This is a genomic window from Streptomyces sp. 3MP-14, from assembly GCF_006334905.2.
In the GTDB taxonomy this organism is placed as follows: domain Bacteria; phylum Actinomycetota; class Actinomycetes; order Streptomycetales; family Streptomycetaceae; genus Streptomyces; species Streptomyces triticirhizae.
In genome coordinates, this window is record NZ_VDLZ02000001.1 from 249572 (window position 1) to 272848 (window position 23277).

At 73.4% G+C, this 23277-nt stretch carries 21 protein-coding genes and 1 pseudogene; 11 read left to right on the forward strand and 11 right to left on the reverse strand.

The window, feature by feature from the left end:
- The first annotated feature begins 88 nt into the window (after positions 1-88).
- The 10 genes from FH609_RS01065 (at position 89) to FH609_RS01110 (ending at position 12657) form a co-directional block, all read left to right on the forward strand.
- Complete coding sequence (locus FH609_RS01065) at positions 89-694, forward strand: TetR family transcriptional regulator (RefSeq protein ID WP_405378799.1); 606 nt, start codon at positions 89-91, stop codon at positions 692-694.
- 301 nt (positions 695-995) lie between these two features.
- Positions 996-3422 (forward strand): PQQ-dependent sugar dehydrogenase, encoded by a 2427-nt coding sequence (locus FH609_RS01070; protein WP_226961298.1) that lies wholly within the window; start codon positions 996-998, stop codon positions 3420-3422.
- 5 nt (positions 3423-3427) lie between these two features.
- Complete coding sequence (locus FH609_RS01075; protein WP_405378796.1) at positions 3428-5386, forward strand: family 16 glycoside hydrolase; 1959 nt, start codon at positions 3428-3430, stop codon at positions 5384-5386.
- A 272-nt stretch (positions 5387-5658) separates the two neighbouring features.
- Positions 5659-6780, forward strand: a complete 1122-nt coding sequence (locus FH609_RS01080; protein ID WP_139665700.1) for an inositol-3-phosphate synthase — start codon at positions 5659-5661, stop codon at positions 6778-6780.
- On the forward strand, positions 6777-7634 hold the full coding sequence (locus FH609_RS01085; protein ID WP_139665699.1) for an SCO3242 family prenyltransferase: 858 nt from the start codon (positions 6777-6779) through the stop codon (positions 7632-7634). Before FH609_RS01080 ends, FH609_RS01085 begins: the two co-directional genes overlap by 4 nt.
- Complete coding sequence (locus FH609_RS01090) at positions 7631-8548, forward strand: sugar phosphate isomerase/epimerase family protein (protein WP_193317748.1); 918 nt, start codon at positions 7631-7633, stop codon at positions 8546-8548. Before FH609_RS01085 ends, FH609_RS01090 begins: the two co-directional genes overlap by 4 nt.
- Positions 8545-9168 carry an EboA domain-containing protein gene (locus tag FH609_RS01095; RefSeq protein ID WP_139665698.1) on the forward strand — a complete coding sequence of 208 codons (624 nt, stop codon included), beginning with the start codon at positions 8545-8547 and terminating at the stop codon, positions 9166-9168. The genes FH609_RS01090 and FH609_RS01095 overlap by 4 nt, the downstream gene beginning before the upstream one ends.
- The gene (locus tag FH609_RS01100) at positions 9168-10025 is read left to right on the forward strand and encodes a TatD family hydrolase (protein WP_139665697.1); all 858 of its coding nucleotides are present in this window, start codon (positions 9168-9170) and stop codon (positions 10023-10025) included. Before FH609_RS01095 ends, FH609_RS01100 begins: the two co-directional genes overlap by 1 nt.
- Before the next feature lie 16 nt (positions 10026-10041).
- Complete coding sequence (eboE, locus tag FH609_RS01105; protein WP_139665696.1) at positions 10042-11226, forward strand: metabolite traffic protein EboE; 1185 nt, start codon at positions 10042-10044, stop codon at positions 11224-11226.
- Between the two features lie 48 nt (positions 11227-11274).
- Positions 11275-12657, forward strand: a complete 1383-nt coding sequence (locus FH609_RS01110; protein WP_139665695.1) for an alkaline phosphatase family protein — start codon at positions 11275-11277, stop codon at positions 12655-12657.
- A 27-nt stretch (positions 12658-12684) separates the two neighbouring features.
- Here the strand turns inward: FH609_RS01110 and lysA are convergent, their stop codons facing one another.
- The 11 genes and pseudogenes from lysA to FH609_RS01160 form a co-directional block, all read right to left on the reverse strand.
- Complete coding sequence (gene lysA / locus FH609_RS01115; protein ID WP_139665907.1) at positions 12685-14037, reverse strand: diaminopimelate decarboxylase; 1353 nt, start codon at positions 14035-14037, stop codon at positions 12685-12687.
- A 41-nt stretch (positions 14038-14078) separates the two neighbouring features.
- The gene (locus FH609_RS01120; protein WP_139665694.1) at positions 14079-14429 is read right to left on the reverse strand and encodes an SAV_915 family protein; all 351 of its coding nucleotides are present in this window, start codon (positions 14427-14429) and stop codon (positions 14079-14081) included.
- Positions 14430-14642: 213 nt separating this feature from the next.
- Positions 14643-15113: pseudogene (locus FH609_RS01125) on the reverse strand (tetratricopeptide repeat protein); the annotation flags it as partial.
- Entirely contained in the window at positions 15047-15451 is a 405-nt protein-coding gene (locus FH609_RS01130) for a DUF6879 family protein (RefSeq protein ID WP_139665693.1), read from the reverse strand. The gene FH609_RS01130 and the pseudogene FH609_RS01125, both read right to left, overlap by 67 nt.
- Positions 15452-15614: 163 nt before the next feature.
- Entirely contained in the window at positions 15615-16616 is a 1002-nt protein-coding gene (locus FH609_RS01135; protein WP_193317747.1) for an ornithine cyclodeaminase family protein, read from the reverse strand.
- The gene (locus FH609_RS01140; RefSeq protein WP_226961300.1) at positions 16613-17296 is read right to left on the reverse strand and encodes a prephenate dehydratase domain-containing protein; all 684 of its coding nucleotides are present in this window, start codon (positions 17294-17296) and stop codon (positions 16613-16615) included. Before FH609_RS01140 ends, FH609_RS01135 begins: the two co-directional genes overlap by 4 nt.
- Before the next feature lie 231 nt (positions 17297-17527).
- Positions 17528-18544 carry a branched-chain amino acid transaminase gene (locus FH609_RS30735; RefSeq protein WP_193317746.1) on the reverse strand — a complete coding sequence of 339 codons (1017 nt, stop codon included), beginning with the start codon at positions 18542-18544 and terminating at the stop codon, positions 17528-17530.
- On the reverse strand, positions 18541-19965 hold the full coding sequence (locus FH609_RS30740) for a phenylacetate--CoA ligase family protein (RefSeq protein ID WP_193317745.1): 1425 nt from the start codon (positions 19963-19965) through the stop codon (positions 18541-18543). Before FH609_RS30740 ends, FH609_RS30735 begins: the two co-directional genes overlap by 4 nt.
- 151 nt (positions 19966-20116) lie before the next feature.
- Positions 20117-20539, reverse strand: coding sequence for a DUF2000 domain-containing protein (locus FH609_RS01150; protein ID WP_139665691.1), 423 nt, complete (start codon positions 20537-20539; stop codon positions 20117-20119).
- Positions 20536-21546, reverse strand: a complete 1011-nt coding sequence (locus FH609_RS01155; protein ID WP_139665690.1) for a DMT family transporter — start codon at positions 21544-21546, stop codon at positions 20536-20538. Before FH609_RS01155 ends, FH609_RS01150 begins: the two co-directional genes overlap by 4 nt.
- Positions 21547-21620: 74 nt before the next feature.
- On the reverse strand, positions 21621-21938 hold the full coding sequence (locus tag FH609_RS01160) for a Dabb family protein (RefSeq protein ID WP_264372745.1): 318 nt from the start codon (positions 21936-21938) through the stop codon (positions 21621-21623).
- Between the two features lie 386 nt (positions 21939-22324).
- Here FH609_RS01160 and FH609_RS01165 point away from each other — a divergent pair, with 386 nt between their 5' ends.
- Entirely contained in the window at positions 22325-23086 is a 762-nt protein-coding gene (locus tag FH609_RS01165) for a barstar family protein (protein ID WP_226961301.1), read from the forward strand.
- The last annotated feature ends 191 nt before the right edge of the window (positions 23087-23277 follow it).

Here is a 23277-nt window from a genome sequence, read left to right on the forward strand (position 1 = left end):
CCGGGGGGCCGGTTCCGGAACCTGGGGACCCGGCTGACCCGGCCGTAGACTGCGAAGTCCCCCGCAAAACCGAAGGTAGGAGCGGTTCATGCCCAAAGCACCCCCACGCCCCATGGGTGCCCAGCGGCGGGACGACATCCTGCGCATCGCCATGGAGACCTTCGCGACCCGTGGCTACCACAACGCCTCGCTGGCCGAGATAGCCGAGCGCTCCGGGCTCACCCAGGCCGGCGTCCTGCACCACTTCCGCACCAAGGCCGGCCTGCTGACCGGGGTGTTGGAGCTGCGCGACAAGTCGGACATCGAGGCGCTGGGCGACGGCCGACCCCGGGGCCTGGGCCTGCTACGGCACCTGGTGAACACCGCGCGCCTCAACGCCGAACGCGAGGGCATCGTGCGGCTCTACGCGGTGCTCTCCGCCGAGAGCGTCACCGAGGGCCATCCGGCGCAGGGCTACTTCCGCAGCCGCTACGCGGGGCTGCGGGAGTTGGTGGTCGCCGCGCTCCGGGAGGCGGTGGAGGCGGGGGAGTTGGCGCCCGCGCTGCCCGTGGCGAGCGTGGCCAACGGGATCATCGCCGTGATGGACGGCCTTCAGGTGCAGTGGCTGCTGGAGCCGGCGGCCGTGGACATGGTGGAGACCACCGAGCAGGTGATCACCGCGTTGATCGGGGTCCCGCTGCCGCCCGAGGAGTGACCGAGGGGCGAACCGGCCTCGCCCGCACGGAAGATACCGGACGTAGGCCGCCAAACCGGGGCGGCGTGCGTAGTCCAACGCGCCTACTTTGTCCGGCAGGTGGATGAAGTCGGTCCAGCTTGTTTCAAAGGGGTTTCCAGCCAGGGAGAAAGTCGTTACCGTCCCTGTGGTGTACCGGTCAATACCGAACAGCGCGGTCGCCCCCCTCACCTGACGGCCGCACCGTTCACCCTGGCGCGACGGCGCGCGCCTGTGCGACAGCTTCACCCCCACCCCCGTGCGCTCTAACGGAGGAACGCTCGTGCACAGGAGAATCAAAGCCGTACTCGCGACCGTGGCGGGCATGACGCTCGCCTCCGCGGGTGTGGTGATCAGCCAACAGTCGGCGACGGCGGCACCGCCGCCGCTGGAGGAGTTCCAACAGGTCGAACTCGCCAAGGGCGAGGCCGAGATGGGCGAGCCGATGTCGCTCGCCGTGCTGCCCGACACCTCGGTGCTCCACACCTCCAGGGACGGCACCCTGAGGATCACCGACGCCAACGGCTCCACCAAGGTCGCCGGTCAGGTCCCCGTCTACAGCCACGACGAGGAGGGCCTCCAGGGCGTCGGGGTCGACCCCGACTTCGAGCAGAACCGCTTCGTCTATCTCTACTACGCCCCGCCGTTGGACACCCCTGGCGGCGACTCGCCGGGCGACGGCACCCCGGAGGACTTCGCCCCCTACGACGGGGTCAACCGGCTCTCCCGCTTCGTCCTCAACGAGGACGGCACGCTCGACAACAGCAGCGAGGTCGAGATCCTCGACGTGGCCGCCAGCCGGGGCCAGTGCTGCCATGTCGGCGGTGACATCGACTTCGACGCCGAGGGGAACCTCTACCTCTCCACCGGCGACGACACCAACCCGTTCGCCTCGGACGGCTACAGCCCGATCGACGAACGGGACGGCCGCAACCCGGCGTTCGACGCCCAGCGTTCCTCAGGCAACACCAACGACCTCCGGGGCAAGGTGCTGCGCATCCACGTCGAGGACGACGGCAGCTACACCATCCCCGAGGGCAACCTCTTCGCCGAGGGCACCGAGGGCACCCGCCCCGAGATCTACGCCATGGGCTTCCGCAACCCGTTCCGGATGAGCGTCGACAAGGCGACCGGCACGGTCTACGTCGGCGACTACGGCCCGGACGCCGGCGCCGCCGACCCGAACCGTGGCCCGGCCGGGCAGGTCGAGTTCAACCGGATCACCGAGCCGGGCAACTTCGGCTGGCCCTACTGCACGGGCGCCAACGACGCCTATGTGGACTTCGACTTCGGCAGCGGCGCGTCCAACGGCGCTTTCAACTGCGACGCCCCGGTCAACAACTCGCCCAACAACACGGGCCTGACCGAGCTGCCGCCCGCGCAGCCGGCGTGGATTCCCTACGACGGGAACTCCGTCCCCGAGTTCGGCGGCGGCTCCGAGTCGCCGATGGCGGGCCCGGTCTACAACTACGACCCGGACCTCGAGTCGAACGTCAAGTTCCCCGAGTCGATGGACGGCACCTTCTTCGCCACCGAGTTCGGCCGCCAGTGGATCAAGGCCGTGGAGCAGGACGACAGCGGCAACGTCTCCGGCATCTACGACTTCCTCTGGGAAGGCACCCAGGTGATGGACAGCGCCTTCGGCCCCGACGGCGCGCTCTATGTCCTCGACTACGGCCTGGGCTGGTTCTCCGGCGACGAGAACAGCGCGCTGTACCGCATCGAGTACACCGCCGGCACCCAGTCGCCGGTGGCCAGGGCCTCGGCCGACGTCACCTCGGGCCCGGCCCCGCTGGAGGTCAACTTCAGCTCCGAGGGCTCGACCGACCCGGGCGGCGCCGAGCTGAGCTACGCCTGGGACTTCGGTGACGGCGGCACCTCGGAGGACGCCAACCCGACCCACGTCTTCGAGCAGGCGGGCACCTACAGCGTCGAGTTGACGGTGACCAACCCGTCCGGCGCCTCCGGCAACGCCTCCGTGCAGGTCGCGGTCGGCAACAGCGCGCCCGAGGTCAACATCGTCCTGCCGGGCGACGGAGCGCTGGTCGACTTCGGCGACGCGGTGCCGTTCGAGGTGGAGGTCACCGACGCCGAGGACGAGGAGATCAACTGCGACAACGTGACCGTCACGTTCATCCTCGGCCACGACTCGCACGGCCACCCGCAGACCTCGGCCACCGGCTGCTCCGGCACGCTCCAGACGCTGGCCGACGGCGAACACGACCCCAACGCCAACATCTTCGGGGTCTGGAACGCCGAGTACACCGACTCGGGCGCCGGCGACGCGCCGCCGCTGACCGGCAGCGACGAGGTCGTCAGCCAGACCAAGCAGCGGCAGGCCGAGCACTTCGGCGAGGGCGAGGGCCCGACGGCGATCGACCTGGGCGGCGCCAACGGCGGCCGCGCGGTTGAGGTCACCGACGGCGGCTGGATCTCGTTCGACCCGTACCTGCTGAGCAACGCGACGGACTTCACCGCGCGGGTCTCCTCGGCGGGCGGCAGCGGCGCCATCGAGGTGCGCGCCGGCGCCCCCGACGGCGAGGTCCTCGGCACGGTCGAGGTCGGTGACACCGGCGGAGCCGAGACCTACCAGGACGTCAGCACCGCGCTGGCGAACCAGCCCGCCGAATCCACCACGCTCTACCTGGTGTTCACGGGGGGCACGTTCAACCTGGACGACTTCACCTTCAGCACCGGAAGTGAGGAGTGAGCGTCATGCCCGACACGACCCGCACCACCCGCACCACCCGGTTGAGACGAGCCGGCTACCTGCTGGTCGGGGGCGCCCTGTGCGCCACCGCGCTGCCCGCGATGGCGGCGGGGGCCTCCGAGACCTCGGAGCGCTCCGACCAGGAGGTCGCCGCCGACCCGTTTGACGTCCTGGTCTTCTCCAAGACCGCCGGATTCCGCCACGACTCGATCGAGGCCGGCATCCAGACGATCACGGAGCTGGGCGCGGCCAACGACTTCACGGTGACCGCGACCGAGGACTCGGCCCAGTTCACCGAGGAGAACCTGGCCCAGTACGAGGCCGTGATCTTCCTCTCCACCACGGGCGACGTCCTGGACGAGGCCCAACAGACCGCGTTCGAGGGCTACATCGGCAACGGCGGCGGCTATGTCGGCATCCACGCCGCCGCCGACACCGAGTACGACTGGGCCTGGTACGACGGCCTGGCCGGCGCCCTCTTCGACAGTCACCCGCACATCCAGCAGGCCACGATCAACGTCGAGGACCACGACCACCCGGCGACCGCCCACCTGGGCGACACCTGGGAGCGGACCGACGAGTGGTACAACTACCGCACCAACCCCAGGGAAACCGCCCGCGTGCTGGCCTCGCTCGACGAGTCCTCCTACGAGGGCGGCAACATGGAGGGCGACCACCCGATCGCCTGGTGCAAGGAGTACGAGGGCGGCCTCGCCTTCTACACCGGCGGTGGCCACACCATCGAGTCGTTCGCCGAGCCGGAGTTCCAGCAGCACCTGCTGGGCGGCATCCAGTACGCGGCCGGCCAGACCGACGCCGACTGCTCGGTCGACGGCGGCGAGGACCCCGACCCCGGCTACACCCAGATCTTCGACGGCACCTCAACGGAGGGCTGGACCCAGGCCGGTCCCGGTGAGTTCGCGCTGGACACCGAGGAAGGGACGCTGACGAGCGTCGGCGGCATGGGGCTGTTCTACTACGAGGCGGCGGAGTACGAGAACTTCTCGCTGGTGCTGGACTGGCGCCAGGAGGGTGACTCCAACTCCGGGATCTTCGTGGGCGCCCCGGTCAGCGACGACCCGATGGACGCGGTCAACCAGGGCTACGAGATCCAGATCGACGACACCGACGAGCCCGACCGCACCACCGGCTCGGTCTACGGCTTCCAGTCGGCGGACATCGAGGCCAGGGACGCCGCGCTCAACCCCAACGGGGAGTGGAACACCTACGAGTTGGTGGTCGAGGGCGACAACCTGAAGATCTACCTCAACGACGTCCTCATCAACGACTTCACCAACACCGACCCGGCCCGCAGCCTCGCCGGCCACATCGGCATCCAGAACCACGGCGACGCCGACACGGTGCAGTTCCGCGACATCCGCGTCCAGGAGCTGACCCCGGCGAACGAGTACACCTCGCTCTTCGACGGGACCTCCACCGAGGGCTGGACCCAGGCCGGTCCCGGTGAGTTCGCGCTGGACACCGAGGAGGGCACGCTGACGAGTGTCGGCGGCATGGGGCTGTTCTACTACGAGGCGGCGGAGTACGAGAACTTCTCGCTGGTGCTGGACTGGCGCCAGGAGGGTGACTCCAACTCCGGGATCTTCCTCGGCGCCCCGGTCAGCGACGACCCCTGGGACGCCGTGAACCAGGGCTACGAGATCCAGATCGACGACACCGACGACCCGGACAAGACGACCGGCGCCGTCTACACGTTCCAGTCGGCCGACATCGAGGCGAGGGACGCCGCGCTCAACCCCAACGGGGAGTGGAACACCTACGAGTTGGTGGTCGAGGGCGACAACCTGAAGATCTACCTCAACGACGTCCTGATCAACGACTTCACCTCGACCGAGGAGGGCCGTAGCCTGGCGGGACACATCGGGCTCCAGAACCACGGTGACGCCGACACCGTGCAGTTCAGGGACGTCCGGATCGCCGAACTCGCCCCCACGACCGACTGATCCGACCACGGAAACCGACCCCCACCGATCTACGACGACGGACCGGTAACCAAGGCACAGCGCAACGCACCACCGCACGACCACCGAACTCCGTCCACCGCCGCGAGGGGCGGCGGGGACGGAGGCCGGCCCCTCACCGGGCCGGAGGGTGACGGCAGGGCGGAGACGCCGAACCCGCCCTGTCGCCCGCCCCGCGCGGTGCCCGGCCATGCCGCACACGTGGCCGGGCACCGCGCCCTCGCCCCTTCCGCAGCTGCACAGAAAGCCGCGTCATGACAACAGAACCCCCAGAACGCGTCGGAGTCTGGCTGATCGGCGCCCGTGGCTCGGTGGCCACCACCACCGTCGCCGGCCGTGCCGCCCTCGCCGCAGGACTGCACCCACCCACCGGACTGGTCACCGCAGGGCCCGCGTTCGCGGGGGCCGGCCTGCCCCCGCTGGAACAGCTGGTGTTCGGGGGCCATGACACCCACCCCACCCCGCTGCCCAAGCGCGCCGAACAGCTCGCCGAGGCCGGGGTGTTGCCACACGGCCTGCCGCTGGCCGTCGCCGACGACCTGGCGCGCGCCGACGCCGAGATACGCCCCGGCGGGCCGCAGCCCGACGACCCGCGCACGGACGAGGAGCTGGTCGCCGCGTTCGCCGCCGACCTCACCGCGTTCGCCGCCCACAACGATCTCGCCCGCACCGTGGTCGTCCACCTCGCCTCCACCGAGCCGGTGCCCGCCGCCGACGACCCCAGGGCGCCGGCCAGCGCGCTGTACGCCGCCGCCGCCATCGAGGCCGGCTGTGCCTACGTCAACTTCACGCCCGCCACCGGGATGCACGCCCCGGGACTCGCCGAGCGCGCCGCCCGCGCCGGTCTGCCGCACGCGGGACGGGACGGCAAGACCGGGCAGACCCTGCTGCGGGCCGCGCTCGCGCCGATGTTCGCGCAGCGCGAGCTGGCCGTCCGCGCCTGGTCGGGAACGAACCTGCTGGGCGGCGGCGACGGCGCCACCCTCGCCGACCCCAGGGCCGCCGCCGCCAAGAACGCGGGCAAGGCCAGGGCGCTCGCCGACAACCTGGGCGACGCGCCCGAGGGCGAGACCCACATCGACCACGTCCCCGCGCTCGGCGACTGGAAGACCGCCTGGGACCACGTCGCGTTCGACGGCTTCCTCGGCACCCGGATGGTGCTCCAGACCATCTGGCAGGGCTGCGACTCCGCGCTCGCCGCGCCGCTCGTCCTGGACCTGGTCCGACTCCTGGCCCGCGCCCACGCGTTGGGCCTGTCCGGGCCCGTGCCCGGGCTCGGCTTCTTCTTCAAGGACCCGGACCTGCCGCCGCCCGGCCTCGCCGAGCAGCACCGCGAGCTGCTGGCGCTCGCCGACCGGCTGGCTGGCCGCTCGTGACGGGCGGCAGGGCCCGCGCCTGGCTGGAGCTGGTGCGCGGGCCGGCCGCGCTGACCGTGCCGGGCGACGCCCTCGCCGGCGCGGCCGCCGGCCGGGCCCCGGCCCGCAACACCGCCCTCGCCATGGCCAGTTCCGTCTGCCTCTACTGGTCGGGCATGGCCCTCAACGACTGGGCCGACCGCGCCGAGGACGCCCGCGACCGGCCGCACCGCCCGCTGCCGTCCGGCCGCATCGCCCCGGCCGCCGCGCTCGGCGCCGCCGCCGGCCTCACCGCCGCCGGGCTGGCACTGGCGGCCCGCGGCAACCGCGCCCAACTCGCCACCGCCACCGCCCTGGCGGCCACCGTCTGGGCCTACGACCTGAAGCTGAAACACACCGCCGCAGGACCCGCAGCCATGGGCGCCGCCCGGGGCCTTGACCTGCTGCTCGGCGCGGCGGGCGCCGGCCGCGTCGCGCCAGCGGCGCTGCCGCCGGCCGCGCTGCTCGCCGCCCACACCGCCGCCGTCACCCACGTCTCCCGGCAAGAGGTGGACGGCGGCAACCGGGCCGCTCCGCTGGCCGCGTTGGCCACCGCCGCCGGCGTCGCCGCCGCCGTCGCCCGCCCGGGCCCCGAGGCCGGCACCGCGCGCGGCTGCGCCGCCAGCTACCTGCTCACCGCCGCGCCCGCCCTCACCCGCGCCGCCGGGGAGCCCACCGGCGAGCGCACCAAGGCCGGCGTGGTTGCCGGCCTCCAGGCGCTCGTGCCGCTCCAGGCCGGGCTCGCCGCCAGGGCCGGCGCCCGCGCCCCCGTCCCCGTGCTGCTGACGCTGCTGGGCGCGGCGCGGCGTCTGTCGAGAAAGGTCAGCCCCACGTGACCCAGGAGACCCGCGAGCCCCACGTGACCCACGAGCCGCACGGCTTCCGCCTCGCCTACGGCACCAACGGCCTCACCGACCTGCGCCTCGACGACGCCCTCGCCCTGCTCGCCGACCTCGGCTACCGGGGCGTCGCGCTCACCCTCGACCACATGCACCTCGACCCGCTCGCGCCCGACCTCGCCCGCCGCACGGCGGCCGTCGCCGCCAGGATCGACCAACTCGGCCTGGCCGTCGCCGTGGAGACCGGCGCCCGCTATGTGCTGGACCCGCGCCGCAAGCACGGCCCCAGCCTCCTGGACCCCGACCCCGACGCCAGGGCCCGCCGGATCGGGATGCTCACCGACGCCGTCACCGTCGCCGCCGACCTCGGCGCCACCGCCCTGCACTGCTTCAGCGGCCACCAACCCGCCGGCACGCCCGAGGAGACCGCCTGGAGCCGGCTCGCCGACTCGTTCACCCCGCTTGTCAACGCCGCCACCGCCGCCGGCGTGCCGCTCGCCGTCGAGCCCGAGCCCGGGCACCTCCTCGCCGACCTCGCCGGCTTCCACCGGCTGCGCCGGCTCCTCGGCTCGCCCGAGGCGCTGCGCCTGACCCTCGACATCGGCCACTGCCGCTGCCTGGAGCCGGGGCCCGTGCCCGACTGCGTCACCGCGGCCGGGCCCTGGCTGGCGCACGTCCAGATCGAGGACATGCGGCGCGGCGTCCACGAGCACCTCCCGTTCGGCGCCGGCGAGATCGACTTCCCGCCGGTGCTGGCCGCGCTCGCCACCACCGGCTACGCCGGCCTGCTCTCCGTCGAGCTGCCGCGCCACTCCCACGCCGGCCCCCAACTGGCGGCCGAGTCCCACGCGTTCCTGACCGCCGCGCTCGCCGACGCCCGGGCGAGCCGCCCCTCGGAGGTCCCCCGATGAACTCACCCACCCTGCCCGAGGCGCTGGCCGCGCTCCACGCCGAACTGGTGGAGGCGCTGCCCGAACAGGCCGCCGAGTGGCTGGCGGCGACCCTCCGCTGGGCCGCCGACGCCGACTGGGAGTCGTCGTTCGCCGTCGCCACCCGCCGCGTCGGCCGCGCCGCGCTGCCCCGCGCCGGGATGCCGGCGACCGACGCCGCCCGCGTCCTGCTGCTGCACGCCGTCGACGCCGACCTCGCCACCGTCACCCGCCTCTACCAGCAGGGCGACGCCGCCGAACGCCGCGCCGTGCTCCAGGCGTTGCCCTGGCTGCGCCTGGGCCCCGAGGCGATCGGCCTGGTCGAGGACGCGCTGCGCACCAACGACACCCGGCTGATCGTCGCCGCCGTCGGCGACTACGCCGCCGCCCACCTCGACCAGCACCAGTGGCGGCACGCCGTCCTCAAGTGCGTCTTCACCGGCGTCCCGCTGTCCGCCGTCTCCGGACTCGCCCCGCGCACCGACGCCGAACTGCTCCGGATGCTCGCCGACTACGCCGCCGAACGCGAGGCGGCCGGCCGCCCCGTGCCCGACGACGTGCGCGACGTCCTCGCCCAGACGCCGCACCCCCAGGAGTCCTGATGCGCATCTTCGACCCGCACATCCACATGACCTCCCGCACCACCGACGACTACCGCGCCATGCGGGACGCCGGCGTGCAGGCCCTGGTCGAGCCCTCGTTCTGGCTGGGCCAGCCCCGCACCAACGTGGGCAGCTTCCTCGACTACTTCGACGCGCTCCTCGGCTGGGAGCCGTTCCGCGCCTCCCAGTACGACATCGCCCACCACTGCGCGCTGGCCCTCAACCCCAAGGAGGCCAACGACCCGCGCTGCACGCCGGTGCTCGCCGAACTCGACCGCTACCTGCGCAAGGACAGCGTGGTCGCCGTCGGCGAGATCGGCTACGACTCGCTGACCCCCGCCGAGGACGAGGCGCTGGCCGCCCAGCTCCAGCTCGCCGTCGACCACGGGCTGCCCGCGCTGGTCCACACCCCGCACCGCGACAAGGCCGCCGGCGTCGCCCGCACCGTCGACGTCGTCAACGAGTCGAACCTGTCCACCGAGCGCGTCCTGCTGGACCACCTCAACGAGACCACCGTCAAGGCCGCCAAGGACAGCGGCTGTTGGCTCGGCTTCTCCGTCTACCCGGACACCAAGATGGACGAGGCGCGGATGGTGCGGCTGCTCCACGAGTACGGCACCGAGAAGGTGCTGGTCAACTCGGCCGCCGACTGGGGCAACAGCGACCCGCTCAAGACGCGGAAGGTCGGCGAGGCCATGCTCGCTGACGGCTTCACCGAGGACGAGGTGGACCTGGTGCTCTGGCGCAACCCGGTGGCGTTCTACTCTCTCAGCGGCCGCCTCGACCTCGGCGAGCGGCCGACACGCGACGACTACGCCGGCAATGTGCTGCGGCGCGGGGCGCCCGCCGACAGCTGAGAGGGACTGTGACACCGTGCGTTTCCGACACCCCAGCGGCGGGCTGATACACCTGGCCTACTGCACCAACGTCCACCCCGCCGAGACCCTCGACGGGGTGATGGCGCAGCTCACCGACCACTGCGCCCCGGTCCGTCACCGCCTGGGCAGGGAGCGCCTCGGCATCGGCCTGTGGCTGTCCGCCGACGTGGTCAGCACCCTGATGACCCACTCCAGGGCGCGCGCCGCCCTCGCCGAGACCCTGCGCCGCGAGGGCCTGGAGGTGGTCACCCTCAACGGCTTCCCCTACCGGGGCTTCGGCTCGGCGAAGGTCAAGCACCGGGTCTACCACCCGGACTGGACCACCGACGCCCGCCACGACCACACCCTCAGGCTCGCCACCCTGCTCGCCTGGCTGCTGCCCGACGACGTGACCGAGGGCACCATCTCCACCCTGCCGCTGGCCTGGCGCACCCCCTACGACGCGGCAGCCGAGTCCGCCGCGTTGAAGCAACTCCACCGGCTCTCCCGCGAGTTGGACCTGCTGGCCAGCGGCACCCGCCGGCAGATCCGGATCGCCGTCGAGCCCGAGCCCGGCTGCGTCATCGAGACCACCGACCAGGCCACCCGCATGTTCACCGGGCCCGACGCGCCGCCCACCGACCGGATCGGGCTCTGCCTGGACACCTGCCACCTGGCCACCGCCTTCGAGGACCCCGACGAGGCCGTCGACCGCCTCACCCGCAAGGAGATCCCCGTCTACAAGGCGCAGCTGTCGGCCGCGCTGCACGCCGAGCACCCCGAGCGGCCCGAGGTGCGGGCCGCGCTCGCCGAGTTCGTCGAGGACCGCTTCCTCCACCAGACCAGGGAACGCGCCCTCGACGGCACGGTCACCGCCCGCGACGACCTCGACGAGGCCCTCGAAGGCGACGCGCCGCTCAGCGGCTCCGGGCCGTGGCGCGTCCACCACCACATCCCGCTGCACGCCACCCCGCCCGAGCCGCTGTCCACCACGCTGCCGGTGCTGCGCCGCACCCTGGCCCGGCTGGTCGGCGGGCGCCGCCCGCTCACCCGCCACCTGGAGGTGGAGACCTACACCTGGCAGGTCCTCCCACCCGAGCTGCGCCCCAGCGACGCCGACCAGCTCGCCGACGGCATCGCCGCCGAACTCTCCCTGGCCCGCGACCTGTTGACCGACCTGGGCCTCAAGGAGGTGGCCTGAGGCCACCCGCCCCAGGTTCCCCCGGCCCCCCAGCGAAAGGAACGCGCCATGAGCCGCCGACTGGTGGTCATCGACGTCGTGGGACTCACGCCCGACCTGCTCGACCACATGCCCACGCTCAAGGCGGTCGCCACCGCCGGTTCCCAGGCCCCCCTCGGCACCGTGCTGCCGGCCGTCACCTGCTCCGCCCAGGCCACGTTCCTCACCGGCGAACTCCCCTCGGGGCACGGCATCGTCGGCAACGGCTGGTACTTCCGCGAGCTGGGCGACGTGCTGCTGTGGCGCCAGCACAACGCGCTGGTCGGCGGCGAGAAGGTGTGGGACGCCGCCCGGCGCGTCGACCCCGACTACACGGTGGCCAACGTCTGCTGGTGGTACGCCATGGGCGCCGACACCGACTACACCGTCACGCCCCGGCCGATCTACCACGCCGACGGCCGCAAGGACCCCGACTGCTACACCAGGCCGCCCGAGCTGCACGACGAACTCACCTCGCGCTTCGGCGCGTTCCCGCTCTTCACCTACTGGGGCCCGACCGCCGCCATCGACTCATCGCGGTGGATCGCCCACGCCGCCCGCCGCATCCTCTCCACCCGCAAGCCCGACCTCACCCTGGTCTACCTGCCGCACCTGGACTACGACCTGCAACGCTTCGGGCCCGACTCGCCCCAGGCCCGCGCCGCCGCCGCCGAACTCGACGGCGAACTCGCCCCGCTGTTGGACGCCGCCCGCGCCCACGATGCCACCGTCGTCGCGCTGTCCGAGTACGGCATCACCCCGGTCAGCCGGCAGATCCACATCAACCGCAGGCTCCGCGAGGCCGGGCTGCTGGAGGTCCACACCCAGGCCGGGATGGAGTACCTGGACCCGTGGGTCTCCCGCGCGTTCGCCGTCGCCGACCACCAGGTCGCGCACGTCTACGTCCGCCGGCCCGAGGACCTCGCGCCCGCCCGCGAGGCCCTGGCCGACCTGCCGGGCATCGCCCAACTCCTCGACGCCGAGGGCAAGGCCGAACACGGCCTCGACCACCCGCGCGCCGGCGACCTGGTGGCCGTCGCCGACGAGGACTCCTGGTTCACCTACTACTACTGGCTCGACGACGCCAACGCGCCCGACTTCGCGCCCACCGTCGAGATCCACCGCAAGCCCGGCTACGACCCGGCGGAGCTGTTCCTCAACCCCGAGGACCGCCTGGTCAAGGCCCGCGCCGGCGCGGCGCTGCTCCGCAAGAAGATCGGGATGCGCTACCGCCTCAACGTCGTCCCCCTCGACGGCGCCCAGGTGCGCGGCAGCCACGGCCGGCTGCCCACCGACCCGCGCCAACAGCCGGTGCTGATCTGCTCCGACCCCGAAGCCCTCACCGGCGACGAGGTCGCCGCCACCGAGGTCAAGTCCCTGCTGCTGCGCCTCGCCGGGCTGGCGAAGGAGTAGCCGCACCCGGCGCGAACGCCGGGAGCCTCACCGGCCCACGTCCCTGGCGCCCAGGTCGGCGAGGGTCTCCCGGCGCACCAGCAGGCGCGCCGTTCCCCCGGCGACGGCCACCACCGGGGGGCGGCCGACCAGGTTGTAGGTCGAGGCCATCGACAGGTGGTAGGCGCCGGCGACCGGCAGCGCCAGCAGGTCGCCCGGGCGCACGTCGGCCGGCAGCGTGACGCCTTCGGCCAGCACGTCGCCCGCCTCGCAGTGCCGCCCGACGACCGTCACCGGCCGGGGCTCGGCCGTCGAGTGGCGCCCCACCAGCCGGGGCGCGTAGCGGACGCCGTACAGCGCGGGGCGCGGGTTGTCGCTCATCCCGCCGTCCAGCGCGACAAACGTCCGGCCCCCGGTGTGCTTGACCGCCAACACCCGGTACACCGCGACCCCGGCCGGGCCGACGATCGCCCGCCCCGGCTCGATCAGCAGCCGGGGCACGGGCAGCCGGGCCGAGGCGCAGGCGGCGATGAGCGCGCCCCGCACCCGGCGGGCGAACGCCGGCAGGTCCAGCGCGGGATCGCCGGGCCGATAGGCGACCCCGTGGCCGCCGCCCAGGTCAAGCTCCGGCAGCAGCACGCCGTGGGTGTCCCGCACCCGCGCCATCAGGCCCACCAGCCGGCGCACCGCCACCAGGTAGGGGCGGGCGTCGGTGATGCCCGAGCCCAGATGGCAGTGCAGCCCGGTCAGTTCGAGGTTCGGCTGGCGCAGCACGCGGGCCACCGCGTGCTGCGCGTGCCCGTCGCCGATCGACAGCCCGAAGTGCTGGTCGTCGGTGGCCGTCCGCACCTTGGGGTGCGCGCCGGCGCCGATGCCGGGGGTCACCCGGATCAGCACGCGCTGCCGCCCGGTCGGCCCGACGGCCGCCGCGATCCGGCCGATCTCGGCGGCGCCGTCGATCACCACCCGGCCCACCCCATGCTCGATCCCGGCCCGCAGGTCGGCCGGCGACTTGGCGCTGCCGTGCAGCACCATCCGCTCCGGCGGCAGGCCGGCCGCGACCGCGAGCCCCAACTCCCCGGCCGAGCAGACGTCCAGGCCCAGGCCCTCCTCCCCGACCCAGCGCACCAGCGCCCGGCAGAGGAACGCCTTGGCCGCGTAGAGGACCGTGGCCTCGGGGAACGCGTCCCGGTAGGCCCGGCACCGCGCGCGGACCTCCGCCTCGTCCAGTACATAGAGCGGCGTGCCGTGCTCCCCGGCGAGCGCGGCCAGCGCGACCCCGCCGACCGTCACCCGCCCCGCCGCCGGTTCGGCCGTGCCGGCCGGCCAGACGGACAGCCACTGCGGGTCCCCGCCGCCCACCACCCCGGCGGCGGCCGCGTCACGCGCGGCGAACGTCATCCCGATCAACTCCCTTTCCACGCCCGACTCCGCTGCCGCGCTCAGCGGGACGCGCCGGCCAACGGCCGCACGCGGGGCGCGCGTTCCGCCACGGGCGCGGGCGCGCTCGCCGTGAGCGCCGGGTCCACGCACAGCGCCTCGACACCCAACGGCGCCACCAGGGCCCGCAGCGCGGGCTCCCCGAGCGTCACCCAGCCGTGCCCGGCGCCGAGGGCGGCCACCAGCCGCTCCGGGCCGGTGAACGCGACGGCCGTCCGTTCCCCCAGCGGGGTGCGGAAGAGCCGCACCACCGCCCCGCCGCCGGCCGCCGTGCGCACCGGCACCCACAGGCGCCCTCGCCGGGTCGGCGCCCCGGGCTCGGGTTCGTCGTCCCGCTCCGTCGTCCGCGTCATGGTCTCCGCCTCCCGCACCGGACCGGCCCCCTCGCGGGGCCGAGCCACCAGGTTCCGCTTCACCCGACGCTAGGGCCGCCCCGAACCGGCCTGACCCGACCCTGACGCGCCCCTGGCGCGGCAGCCCCCCGATCCCTACGGCCCGTTGACACGGCCGCCGCCCTCCGACCCACCGGCGAGCCGCGCCCGCAGCGCGACGGCCCGGGCATCGTCGAACACGGTCCGCACCGCCTCCGCCTCCTCCTCGTCCCCGGAGCTGAGCGCGTCCCACAGCGCGGACCCGTCGCGCAGCTCGGCGATCAACTCCTCCAGCCGCATGTGGGGGTGGCTCGCTGCCCGTTCGGCCGCGATCCGCAGGGCCAGGGGCAGCCGTGCGCACAGCCGCGACAGTTCCGCGAGCGCCCGCTCGTCGTCCCTCGGCCGGAACCCGGTCGTCACCGCCCGGAGCAGCGCCACCGCCTCGCCCTCCGGCAGGGTGCCCAGCGTCAGGCGGTGCGCGCCGTCCCTTATGGCCAGCCCCGACAGCCGGTTGCGGCTGGTCACGATGGTCAGGCAACGGCCGCTTCCCGGCAGGAGCGGACGCACCTGGCTGGTCGTGGCGGCGTTGTCCAGAACGATCAGAACCCAACGGTCCGCCAGCTGCGACCGGTACAGGGCGGCCGCCGCGTCGACATCGGTCGGCACGGCGTCGGGGGGAACTCCCAGCGCATATAGGCACTCAGCGGCTCCTCCACGACCCGGACCCGCGAGAACGGGGCGCCGCGCGCCGCGTCCTGGCGCGCGATGGCGAGCCAGCGGTCCCGCTCCACGTCCAGCAGCCGCAGGGCCTCGTCCCAGTGGCCCCGGCGAAGGGCCTCCCGACTGGGGTCGCCCCGCTCGTCGAAGTGCTGGCGCCGCTCGCACTTCCAGGAGGCGTGATCCCGCACGGCCCCATCGCGCTCCGCGAAGTCCCGCCGGTAGGCCTCCAACGCGAGGCGCGTCCCGCACGCGGGGTCGAGGCGGAGCCCGCGCGCCTCAGGCATCGGGGACGTCCGGACAGCCGTTCTTGTCCTCGGAATCCCCCGACTCCCGCGCCGACCTGCCAAACCGTCGCGCCGGCGCGCGCCCCCCGCCGGGCGGACGTGAGTTCGGTCGGTCACCGGCGTGGGCCCCGGCGGGCCCCACGCCGGTGGGTGGGGCGGTGGGTCAGGGCCTCGGGCCTGTCCACTCGCCGTGGCGCTTCGCGACGAGCACCGCCGTCGCGACGTCCTGCGCGGCGAGGCCCAGGGAGAGGTAGACGATCCGTTCCCGTTCGTCGCCCCGCCCGGGGACCTCGCCCGCGAGGACCGCGCCGAGTTCGCCGCGCGGGTGGTCCGGGCCGATCAGGCCCTCCCGCCGTGGCACCAGCAGTTCGGACGCCTCCTGCGCCGCCGCCTCCGCGCTGTCGAGGACCACGGTGGTCCCGGCGACCAGCCGGGAGGAGAGTTCCCTGGCGCCCGGCTGGCTGGCGCCGACCGCGCACACCGTCGCGCCGGGCGCGACATCCGCGTCGTCGAGGATGGGCTCCCGCGCCGCGGTGGTCGTGCAGATCACCCCGGCGCCCGAGGCCGCCTCGGCCGGCGTGCCGAACACCTCGGCGTCCAGGCCGTGTTCGGCCCGCACCCACTCCGCCAGCTTCGTCGCGCTCTCCCGCCGCCGGCTCCACAGCCGCACCCGCAGGACCGGCCGGACGGCCGCCACCGCCGCCACATGCGCCCTGGCCTGGGCGCCGGCGCCGGCGATCGCCAGCGTCGTCGGCCCTGGCAGGGCCAGCGCGTCGACGGCGACGGCCGACACGGCGGCCGTGCGCAGCTCGGTCACGGTGTCGGCGGGCAGCACCGCCACCGGCAGGCCGGTGTCCGGCGCGAACACCGTCACCGTGCCGACATGGGTGGGCAGGCCCCGCGCCGGATTGTCCTCGCGGACCACTACGGACTTGATGCCGAACCACCGTTCGCCGTCGAACGGCACATGCGCCGGCATCGACCCGAACAGGCCGGGGTGCGCGCCCCCGCGCGCCGGCGGGCGCAGCACGGTGCGCACCGGCTGGGTCACCTCGCCCGTGGAGAACGCGCGCATCACCTCGCGCATGGCGGCGATCGCCGTGGAGACGGGCAGGAGTTCCCTGACCTCGGCGTCGCTGACGAAGACCGGTCCCGCGCCGCTCACCACGCCAGGCTCCGGGCGGTGGCGGCCGGGCGGCGCGGCGCCGGGCGTTCCTCGTCGAGCAGGTCGGCGCGGGTGAACACCGACCACACCATGCGAATGGGGCGGGTCCGCGACAGGAACTCCAGGCCGTGCAGCCGCGCGGCGAGCGCGGTGGTGAGGGCCAGCGGCACCTCGCCGCGCTCCACGGCCTCGGCCGCCGCGCTGGTGGAGGTCGCGAAGACGACCTCGGCGAGGTCGAACCGCTCGGGCAGTAACTCGCCGACGAGCGCGCGGGGCGCGGGATGGGTGATGACGCGGGTCTTCTGTTCGAGTTCGGCGCCGGCGACGGAGGCGATGCCGTAGTGCGGGGTGTCCTTCACGAACACCGCCGCCAGCCGCAGCGACGGGTCCATGTAGAAGCGGTCGATGCCGGAGTAGGCGTTGGCGACCACCACCAACTCGCAGTCGCCGGCGAGCAGTCGGTCCCCGGCCTCCTCGTAGCGGTCGCACAGCTCGATGGGCACGCGCTCGTGGCCGCGCCGCAGCAGATGGCCCTGGAGCGCGCGGGCGGCCTGTTCGCTGCTGGTCCCGGCGGGGCCGAGCGAGGTGATCCGGAGCGGCCCGGTGGCGGGCAGCCGGAGCAGCGCGACATCGGTCATCTCCTGGCCGTCGGACGTGTCGGGTCGGGAACGGATGGTCATGGTTTCCCCCTCAGGAAGGCACGGGACGCGCGGAGCGCGAACGGTCGGGCGCGGCCAACGGGCCGGGCCGATGAGGCACGGGCACGGGAGAGGAACGGGGCGGGACTTGAGGAACGGGCGCGCCGGCGCGCGGACGGCTTCCGCGCGCCTGAGCGCGGACGGTTCAGCCCGCGCCGGGGCGCGCAGCCGCCGGCCCGCGCCGGGGCGCGGACGGTTCGGCCGGGCGCCGGCCTAGGCGGAGGCGCCCGTCGGAGCGGTCGCGGCGGCGGCGTCGGCGTCGGCGGCTTCGGCGACGCCGACCGGCGTGTTCCAGCGCCGGTAGCGCGGTTCGGCCCCGCGCGTCGCGCGCCGGTACGCCTCGCGCACCCGCGTGGTGACAGGACCGGGACAGCCCTCGCCGATCGGGCGGCCGTCGATCTCGACCACGGGAACGATTCCGCAGCCGGTGCCGGTCAGGAACACCTCGTCGGCGGTCAGGAGTTCGGAGCGCAGCACGTCGCGCTCGACGACCGCGACGCCCGCCTCGTCGGCGAGGAGGCGCGTGACGGCGGCGCGGGTGAGCCCGGGCAGGATGTCGGAGTCGGGTCCCGGCGTGGCGACCTGCCCGGCGTGGACGACGAACACGTTGGCCGTGCTGGCCTCCGCGACCGTGCCGCGCTGGTTGAGCAGGATCGCGTCGTCGTAGCCGGCGGCCGTGGCCTCGTCCACGGCCAGCGCGTTGTTGGCATAGCCGCCGGTGATCTTCGCCCGGGCCGGCAGGGCGGAGTCCGGCACCCGGCGCCAGGAGCTGACGCCGCACCGGATGCCGTCCGGGTTGGCGTAGTCGCCCATCGGCAGCGCCAGCACGGTCACCGCCGTGGACACCCCGCGCAGCCTGACCCCGAACGGGGTGCCGGGCTCCAGGGCCAGCTTGTGCACCACGGGCCGCAGGTAGGAGTCGCCGAACAGGTCGTTGCGGCGGAGCAACTCCCGCGCGATGTCGACCAGTTCGTCAACCCCATGCGGCAGGTCGAGTCGGAGCAGCCGGCAGGAGGCGCGCAGCCGCTCGAAGTGCTCCCGCGCCTGGAAGATCAGCGCCTCGCCGCCGCCGGCCGCCGAGGCGAAGGAGCGGATGCCCTCGAAGACGCCCGTTCCGTAGTGGAGTCCCTGGGTGCCGGGGCCGAGCGCCACCTCCCCGGCGCGCACGAACGCGCCCTGGTGGAACACCCAACGGTCGCGCGGCGCGGCGCCCGCCGGTGCGGCGTTCACCTGGCCTCCCGCTGGCCGGCCATGGCGAGCGCCACCTGCCGCTCGGCGTCCGGCGCCCGGCGCCGGTCGTGGACCCGGGCGGCCTTCCAACTGACCATCGCGCCCGTGGTGGTGACCCCGCCCAGCCGGCCGTAGGCGACGGTCAACGGGCAGCCCCAGGCGTCCCGCGCGGCCCGCACCAGGTCCGTCACGTGGTCGGGCGGCAGCGGCCGGCCCTCCCTGGTCTCGACCTCGACGGTCAGCGTGTCCGTCCCGTCCTCCCGGTCGATGACCAGCTGGTAGTCCATGGCGCCGGCGAGCCGGTCCAGGATGGTGGACTCCAGCTCGTAGGCGGTCACCCCGTGCCCGTTGAGGTCGATCAGGTCCCGGACCCGGCCGAGCGGGAGCAGTACCTCGGACGGGTAGCCGCCGTCGGCCGTGGCGGCGGCCGGGGTCAGCCGCACCAGGTCGCCGGTGCGGTAGCGGACCAGGGGCTTGCTGCCCTGGTAGAGGTGGGTGACGACAAGTTCGCCCTGGCGCGGCCCCTCGCCCCGGGGAACGGGCCGGCCGGTCTCCGGGTCGATCAGCTCGTAGTACACGTTGAGCGGCACGGTGCGGAGCCGGCCGTCGCCGTGCACCGCGCCCAGGATGGACGCCTCCTGGGAGGCGTAGAGGCAGTTGTAGGCGGTGGCGCCCCACAGCTCGCCGATGTTCCGCAGCAGCCCCGGCGTCGCCAGCTCGCCGGTGAACATGAGGAAGCGGATGCCGAGTTCGCGCGGCTCCAGGCCGGCGCGCAGCGCCTCCTTGGCCATCGACATGGCGACATTCGGCGTGCAGAACACGCCCGTCACCGCTATCTCCCGGATGACCTCCAGCGCGCGCGGGAAGCCGACGACGGGCGAGTGCGGCCACATCTTGGCGTGCGCTGCGCCCAGGTTGCGGCAGACGTCGCCGAACGTGTCGCCCGTCGAGTGGAGTTCGTTCGGCCCCATCACGGCGATCACATGCTGGTCGCCGTGCGCCTCGAAGACGTGCCGGTAACAGACGGACAGCGCCGTGTTGTTGACGAGGGAGTCGACGTTGTCCCGGGGGCAGGGGGTGGCGCGTCCTGTGGTGCCGGTCGTCTCGTAGAAGATCCACCCCTCGTGCACCGGCCGGGACAGCATGTCCAGCAGCCGGCCGCGCAGGTCGTCCTTGGTGGTGAACGGCAGCTCGGCGAAGGAGTCGAAGGTCAGGTCGGCGATGGCGGACTCGTCGAGGTGGCCGAGGAGTTCGCCGTAGAAGGGGGAACGGGCGGCGACATAGCGGAGGGTCTCGCGCAGCGCACCCAGCTGGTGCGCCTCGATCTCCTCCGGTCGCCACGCGCCCGCGTCGAAGCGGCGGTGGTCGTCGAGGGTGCGACGCGCGAAGGCGTCAAGACGGTCGTCGAATATAGTGAACACGGTCCCAGCCTGTGAGTTCAACGGTGGCTACGGGGCTTGGGTGCCTGCGGGGTAGGAGCCGCGGGCACCCGCTTCTGTTCGGCTAGTTTGGCTAGTTCGGCTTGTAGGAGTCGGTTTCCGGGTGGTCGCTCGGGTGGTCGCTCGGGGTCGGTCAGCGCAGCAGGGCCAGGCTGCCGGTCCACTTGTTGAGTTGCTTGCGCGGCCCGAAGAGGCCGACCGAGGAGTAGGCCAGCTCCGCCGGCTGGGCGCCTGTCATCCGTTCGATGTACTCCTCGTAGGTGCGGCAGGACTGCGCCAGGTCGCTGAAGCCGACCACGGTGACCTCGGGGTCGACGGTGGCCAGTTGGTGGATCTCCGCGATCCGCTCGGCGGTCGACTTGAGGATCGGCACCGGGATCAGCGTGATGCCCAGGTGCACGCCGCCCTCGGCGTCCTTGACGTCCTCGCCGATCAGCTCGGGGACGCTGCGCCCGAGCGTCAGCGACACCACGGAGGCCGCGTTCACCGTCAGGCCAAGCGGCAGCTCGCCGTTGACGACGATCACACACTTGCTGTTCTTGATGTCGTGGCTCATTTCGTTTCCAACTCGGGGTTCTTCGCGGTCAGATGGTCGGGGTCCCGCCGGCCTTCGGCGGGGCCGGCGGCCTCGGCCGCCCGGCGTGCGGGGCGTGACCGGCCGCCGGCGCCGAGCACGACGCCGGCGATGACGACCAGGCAGCCGACGGCCTCGGTCAGCCCGACGCTCTCCCCGGTGACCACCACGGCGGAGACCAGGCCGAACACCGGGACGAGGTTGAGGATGTTGACGGCGGTGCTCGACGTGACGTCCCGCAGGCCGTAGTTGTAGAGGACGAATGCGGCGATGGAGCAGGCGCCGGCGAGGAAGGCGAGCATTCCCCAGTCGGCCGGGTCCGGCGCGCTCCACTCGCCGACCTCGACGGTGCTGAGCAGCACGAAGCCCAGGGCTCCGGCCACCGTCTGGTAGTAAGTGACGGTCAGCGGCGAGTGCCCGCCGCTGGTGCGGCGGGCGACCACGTTGTAGGCGGCCCAGGCCACGCCGGCGACCAGCAGCAGGATGTCGCCGAGCAGCCGGTTGGTGCCGCCCTCGCTCGCGCTCTGCTGGACGATCAGCCAGACCCCGGCCATCGCCAGCACCATGCCGGCGACCCGGGGGAGCGTGGGCCACTCGCGGTTGACGGCGACCTCCAGGATCACGGTGATCATCGGGAACGCGGCCACGATGACCGCCGCGTCGGCGGCCGTGGCCAGGTCGACGCCGATGTTCTCCAGCCCGAAGTAGGCGGTGATGCCCAGCAGCCCGGCGCCGCCCATGGTCAACGCGGCCCTGCGGTCGACCGGTTGCCAACCCTTCTGCAAACGAACAAGAAACGCCAGAATCAATGCCGCCGCAGTAAATCGAATGGCGCCGATGGTCATCGGAGGAACATTCTCCAGAACGACCTTGGTCACGGCGAAAGAAGTGCTCCAGATCAGCGCCGCCGCGACAATGGCGAGGAACGCGGCCCACGGCGTACCGGACCGGGAGGTGGATCTCGCTGATAACACCGCACTTCTGCCCATGGACGAATCTCCCGTCAACCTCTTCGGACGTCAGGCCACGCTGGCACGACAGCGTGCGTTCGGCAAATTCCGGATCACCCGTCCGCACCCGGCCGTTCGTCTCGGACCGGATCGTTCACCTCGAAGTCCACCACCGACCAGTCGGCGATGGCCCGCCACAGGGCGACGCCCCGCAGGTGGTCCGGGTGCACGAGGTAACGGGCGACGGCCTCGCGGTCCGCGAAGTCGCCCACGAGCGCGAAATCATGCGCGATGGACCGCTCCGTCACGTTCCTGCCGCACTGCCAGTCGACTATCTCGGGGATATGACGAGGATGCTCCCGCGTGGCGGCCTCGGCTTCCTTCGCTCTGGGGTCCGACCAGTCGACGCCGTCCCGGAATTTGAACAACACAACGTGGCGAATACCCATGCGCAACCCCCCCGGATGCGTGGCCAACAAAGGCGCGAAGCTGGCGACTCGTCATCCAAGCATCCGGACCCCGAGGCGTTCAACCTCGTCCACTATCTGAGATCTGGAACAGGGCCCGGATATGGCCGAGATGACCCTTGTGGGCCGGGGTGTGTGACGGTATTTCTGGCGGCATGATCAGGTTAACGTGATCATGCCTCCGAAGCCCGGTGTCCCCGGGCCGAACCGGCGGAATGAGGGCGCCGGCCGGGGCCGGTCGGGAGCATCCTTTCCCCGCGACGCGGTTCGGCCGATAACGACCCGGCTCCCGCCATTTCCCGCGCGCCCCGGTCCGCGCGCTGGCGCCGGACGGGAAGCAGAATGGGGGCGTGTGCGTGGTGCGTTGTCAGCTGAGGGAGCGCGGGACCCGCGCGGTGCTCGTCGAGGCCCGCGCGGTCGACGGCCTCTTCGTGCCGGCCAGGGCCTCGGGCGGACCCCGGGAGATCCTGCTGCGCGACGTTCGGGCCCCGCTCGTTCCGCCGGGCGGCCGGCTCCCCGACGTCGAGGACGCCGAACTCGCGCTGCTCGACGACCGGGGCACCGTGCTGGGCGCCTATCCGCTCCGCGCGGCGGCGGCCGCCGGCCGGGTCAACGGCCGTGATCTGCGGCTGCGTTGCGCGTTCCACCGCTACCCGCACCCGGCGGCCGGCGCGGTGTGGGAGGCGTGGGCCCGCGCGTTCCCGCCCCCGGCGCGCGCCTGGGCGGCGGGCGGGCCCGAACACCGCGCCGCCTGGCTGGAGGCGGCCCGGCTGCACGCCGCCGCCGCGCCCCGGGGGCGCCCGGCCGAGCGCACCGGCGGCGCTTACGACCTCGACGGCCGCGCCCTCACCGACCCGCCGGCGCTGTACTGCGCGTTGGGCGAGGCGCTCAACGGGCCGGCGGGCTACTACGGCGCGAACCTCGACGCCCTGCACGACTGCCTGGCCGGCGGCTTCGGCCCGCGCCCACCGTTTCGCCTGCGCTGGCACCATGCGGCCGTCGCCCGCGCCCACCTGGGGCCACGCCCGACCCCGGGCGACCCGCAACGGGGCTTCTTGGACACCGTGTTGACGTTGCTCGGCGAGGCGGGCGTGGCCGTGACGGAGGAGTAGGGGTGGTGCGGGTGGTTGCGGGTGGCGGGTGGGTGCGGGGTTTGTCTGCGGTCCGGTGGCCGGTGCGGGGCAGCCCGACTGGTCGCCGTCCCTCGACGAGACGCACCCACAGGGGTGGAGGCTCTGGCGCGGACCACGACGCCGGGCCTAGATGCAATACCGGTGTTTTAGGTTGGTTTGCGTGGTGTGGG

What these genes read in the sequence shown, in the direction of transcription:
- FH609_RS01065 (WP_405378799.1), top strand. Translation starts at nt 89, where the DNA reads ATGCCCAAAGCACCCCCACGCCCCATGGGTGCCCAGCGGCGGGACGAC.
- FH609_RS01075 (WP_405378796.1), top strand. Translation starts at nt 3,428, where the DNA reads ATGCCCGACACGACCCGCACCACCCGCACCACCCGGTTGAGACGAGCC.
- FH609_RS01080 (WP_139665700.1), top strand. Translation starts at nt 5,659, where the DNA reads ATGACAACAGAACCCCCAGAACGCGTCGGAGTCTGGCTGATCGGCGCC.
- FH609_RS01095 (WP_139665698.1), top strand. Translation starts at nt 8,545, where the DNA reads ATGAACTCACCCACCCTGCCCGAGGCGCTGGCCGCGCTCCACGCCGAA.
- FH609_RS01100 (WP_139665697.1), top strand. Translation starts at nt 9,168, where the DNA reads ATGCGCATCTTCGACCCGCACATCCACATGACCTCCCGCACCACCGAC.
- FH609_RS01110 (WP_139665695.1), top strand. Translation starts at nt 11,275, where the DNA reads ATGAGCCGCCGACTGGTGGTCATCGACGTCGTGGGACTCACGCCCGAC.
- lysA (WP_139665907.1), bottom strand. Translation starts at nt 14,037, where the DNA reads ATGACGTTCGCCGCGCGTGACGCGGCCGCCGCCGGGGTGGTGGGCGGC.
- FH609_RS01120 (WP_139665694.1), bottom strand. Translation starts at nt 14,429, where the DNA reads ATGACGCGGACGACGGAGCGGGACGACGAACCCGAGCCCGGGGCGCCG.
- FH609_RS01130 (WP_139665693.1), bottom strand. Translation starts at nt 15,451, where the DNA reads ATGCCTGAGGCGCGCGGGCTCCGCCTCGACCCCGCGTGCGGGACGCGC.
- FH609_RS01140 (WP_226961300.1), bottom strand. Translation starts at nt 17,296, where the DNA reads ATGACCATCCGTTCCCGACCCGACACGTCCGACGGCCAGGAGATGACC.
- FH609_RS01150 (WP_139665691.1), bottom strand. Translation starts at nt 20,539, where the DNA reads ATGAGCCACGACATCAAGAACAGCAAGTGTGTGATCGTCGTCAACGGC.
- FH609_RS01155 (WP_139665690.1), bottom strand. Translation starts at nt 21,546, where the DNA reads ATGGGCAGAAGTGCGGTGTTATCAGCGAGATCCACCTCCCGGTCCGGT.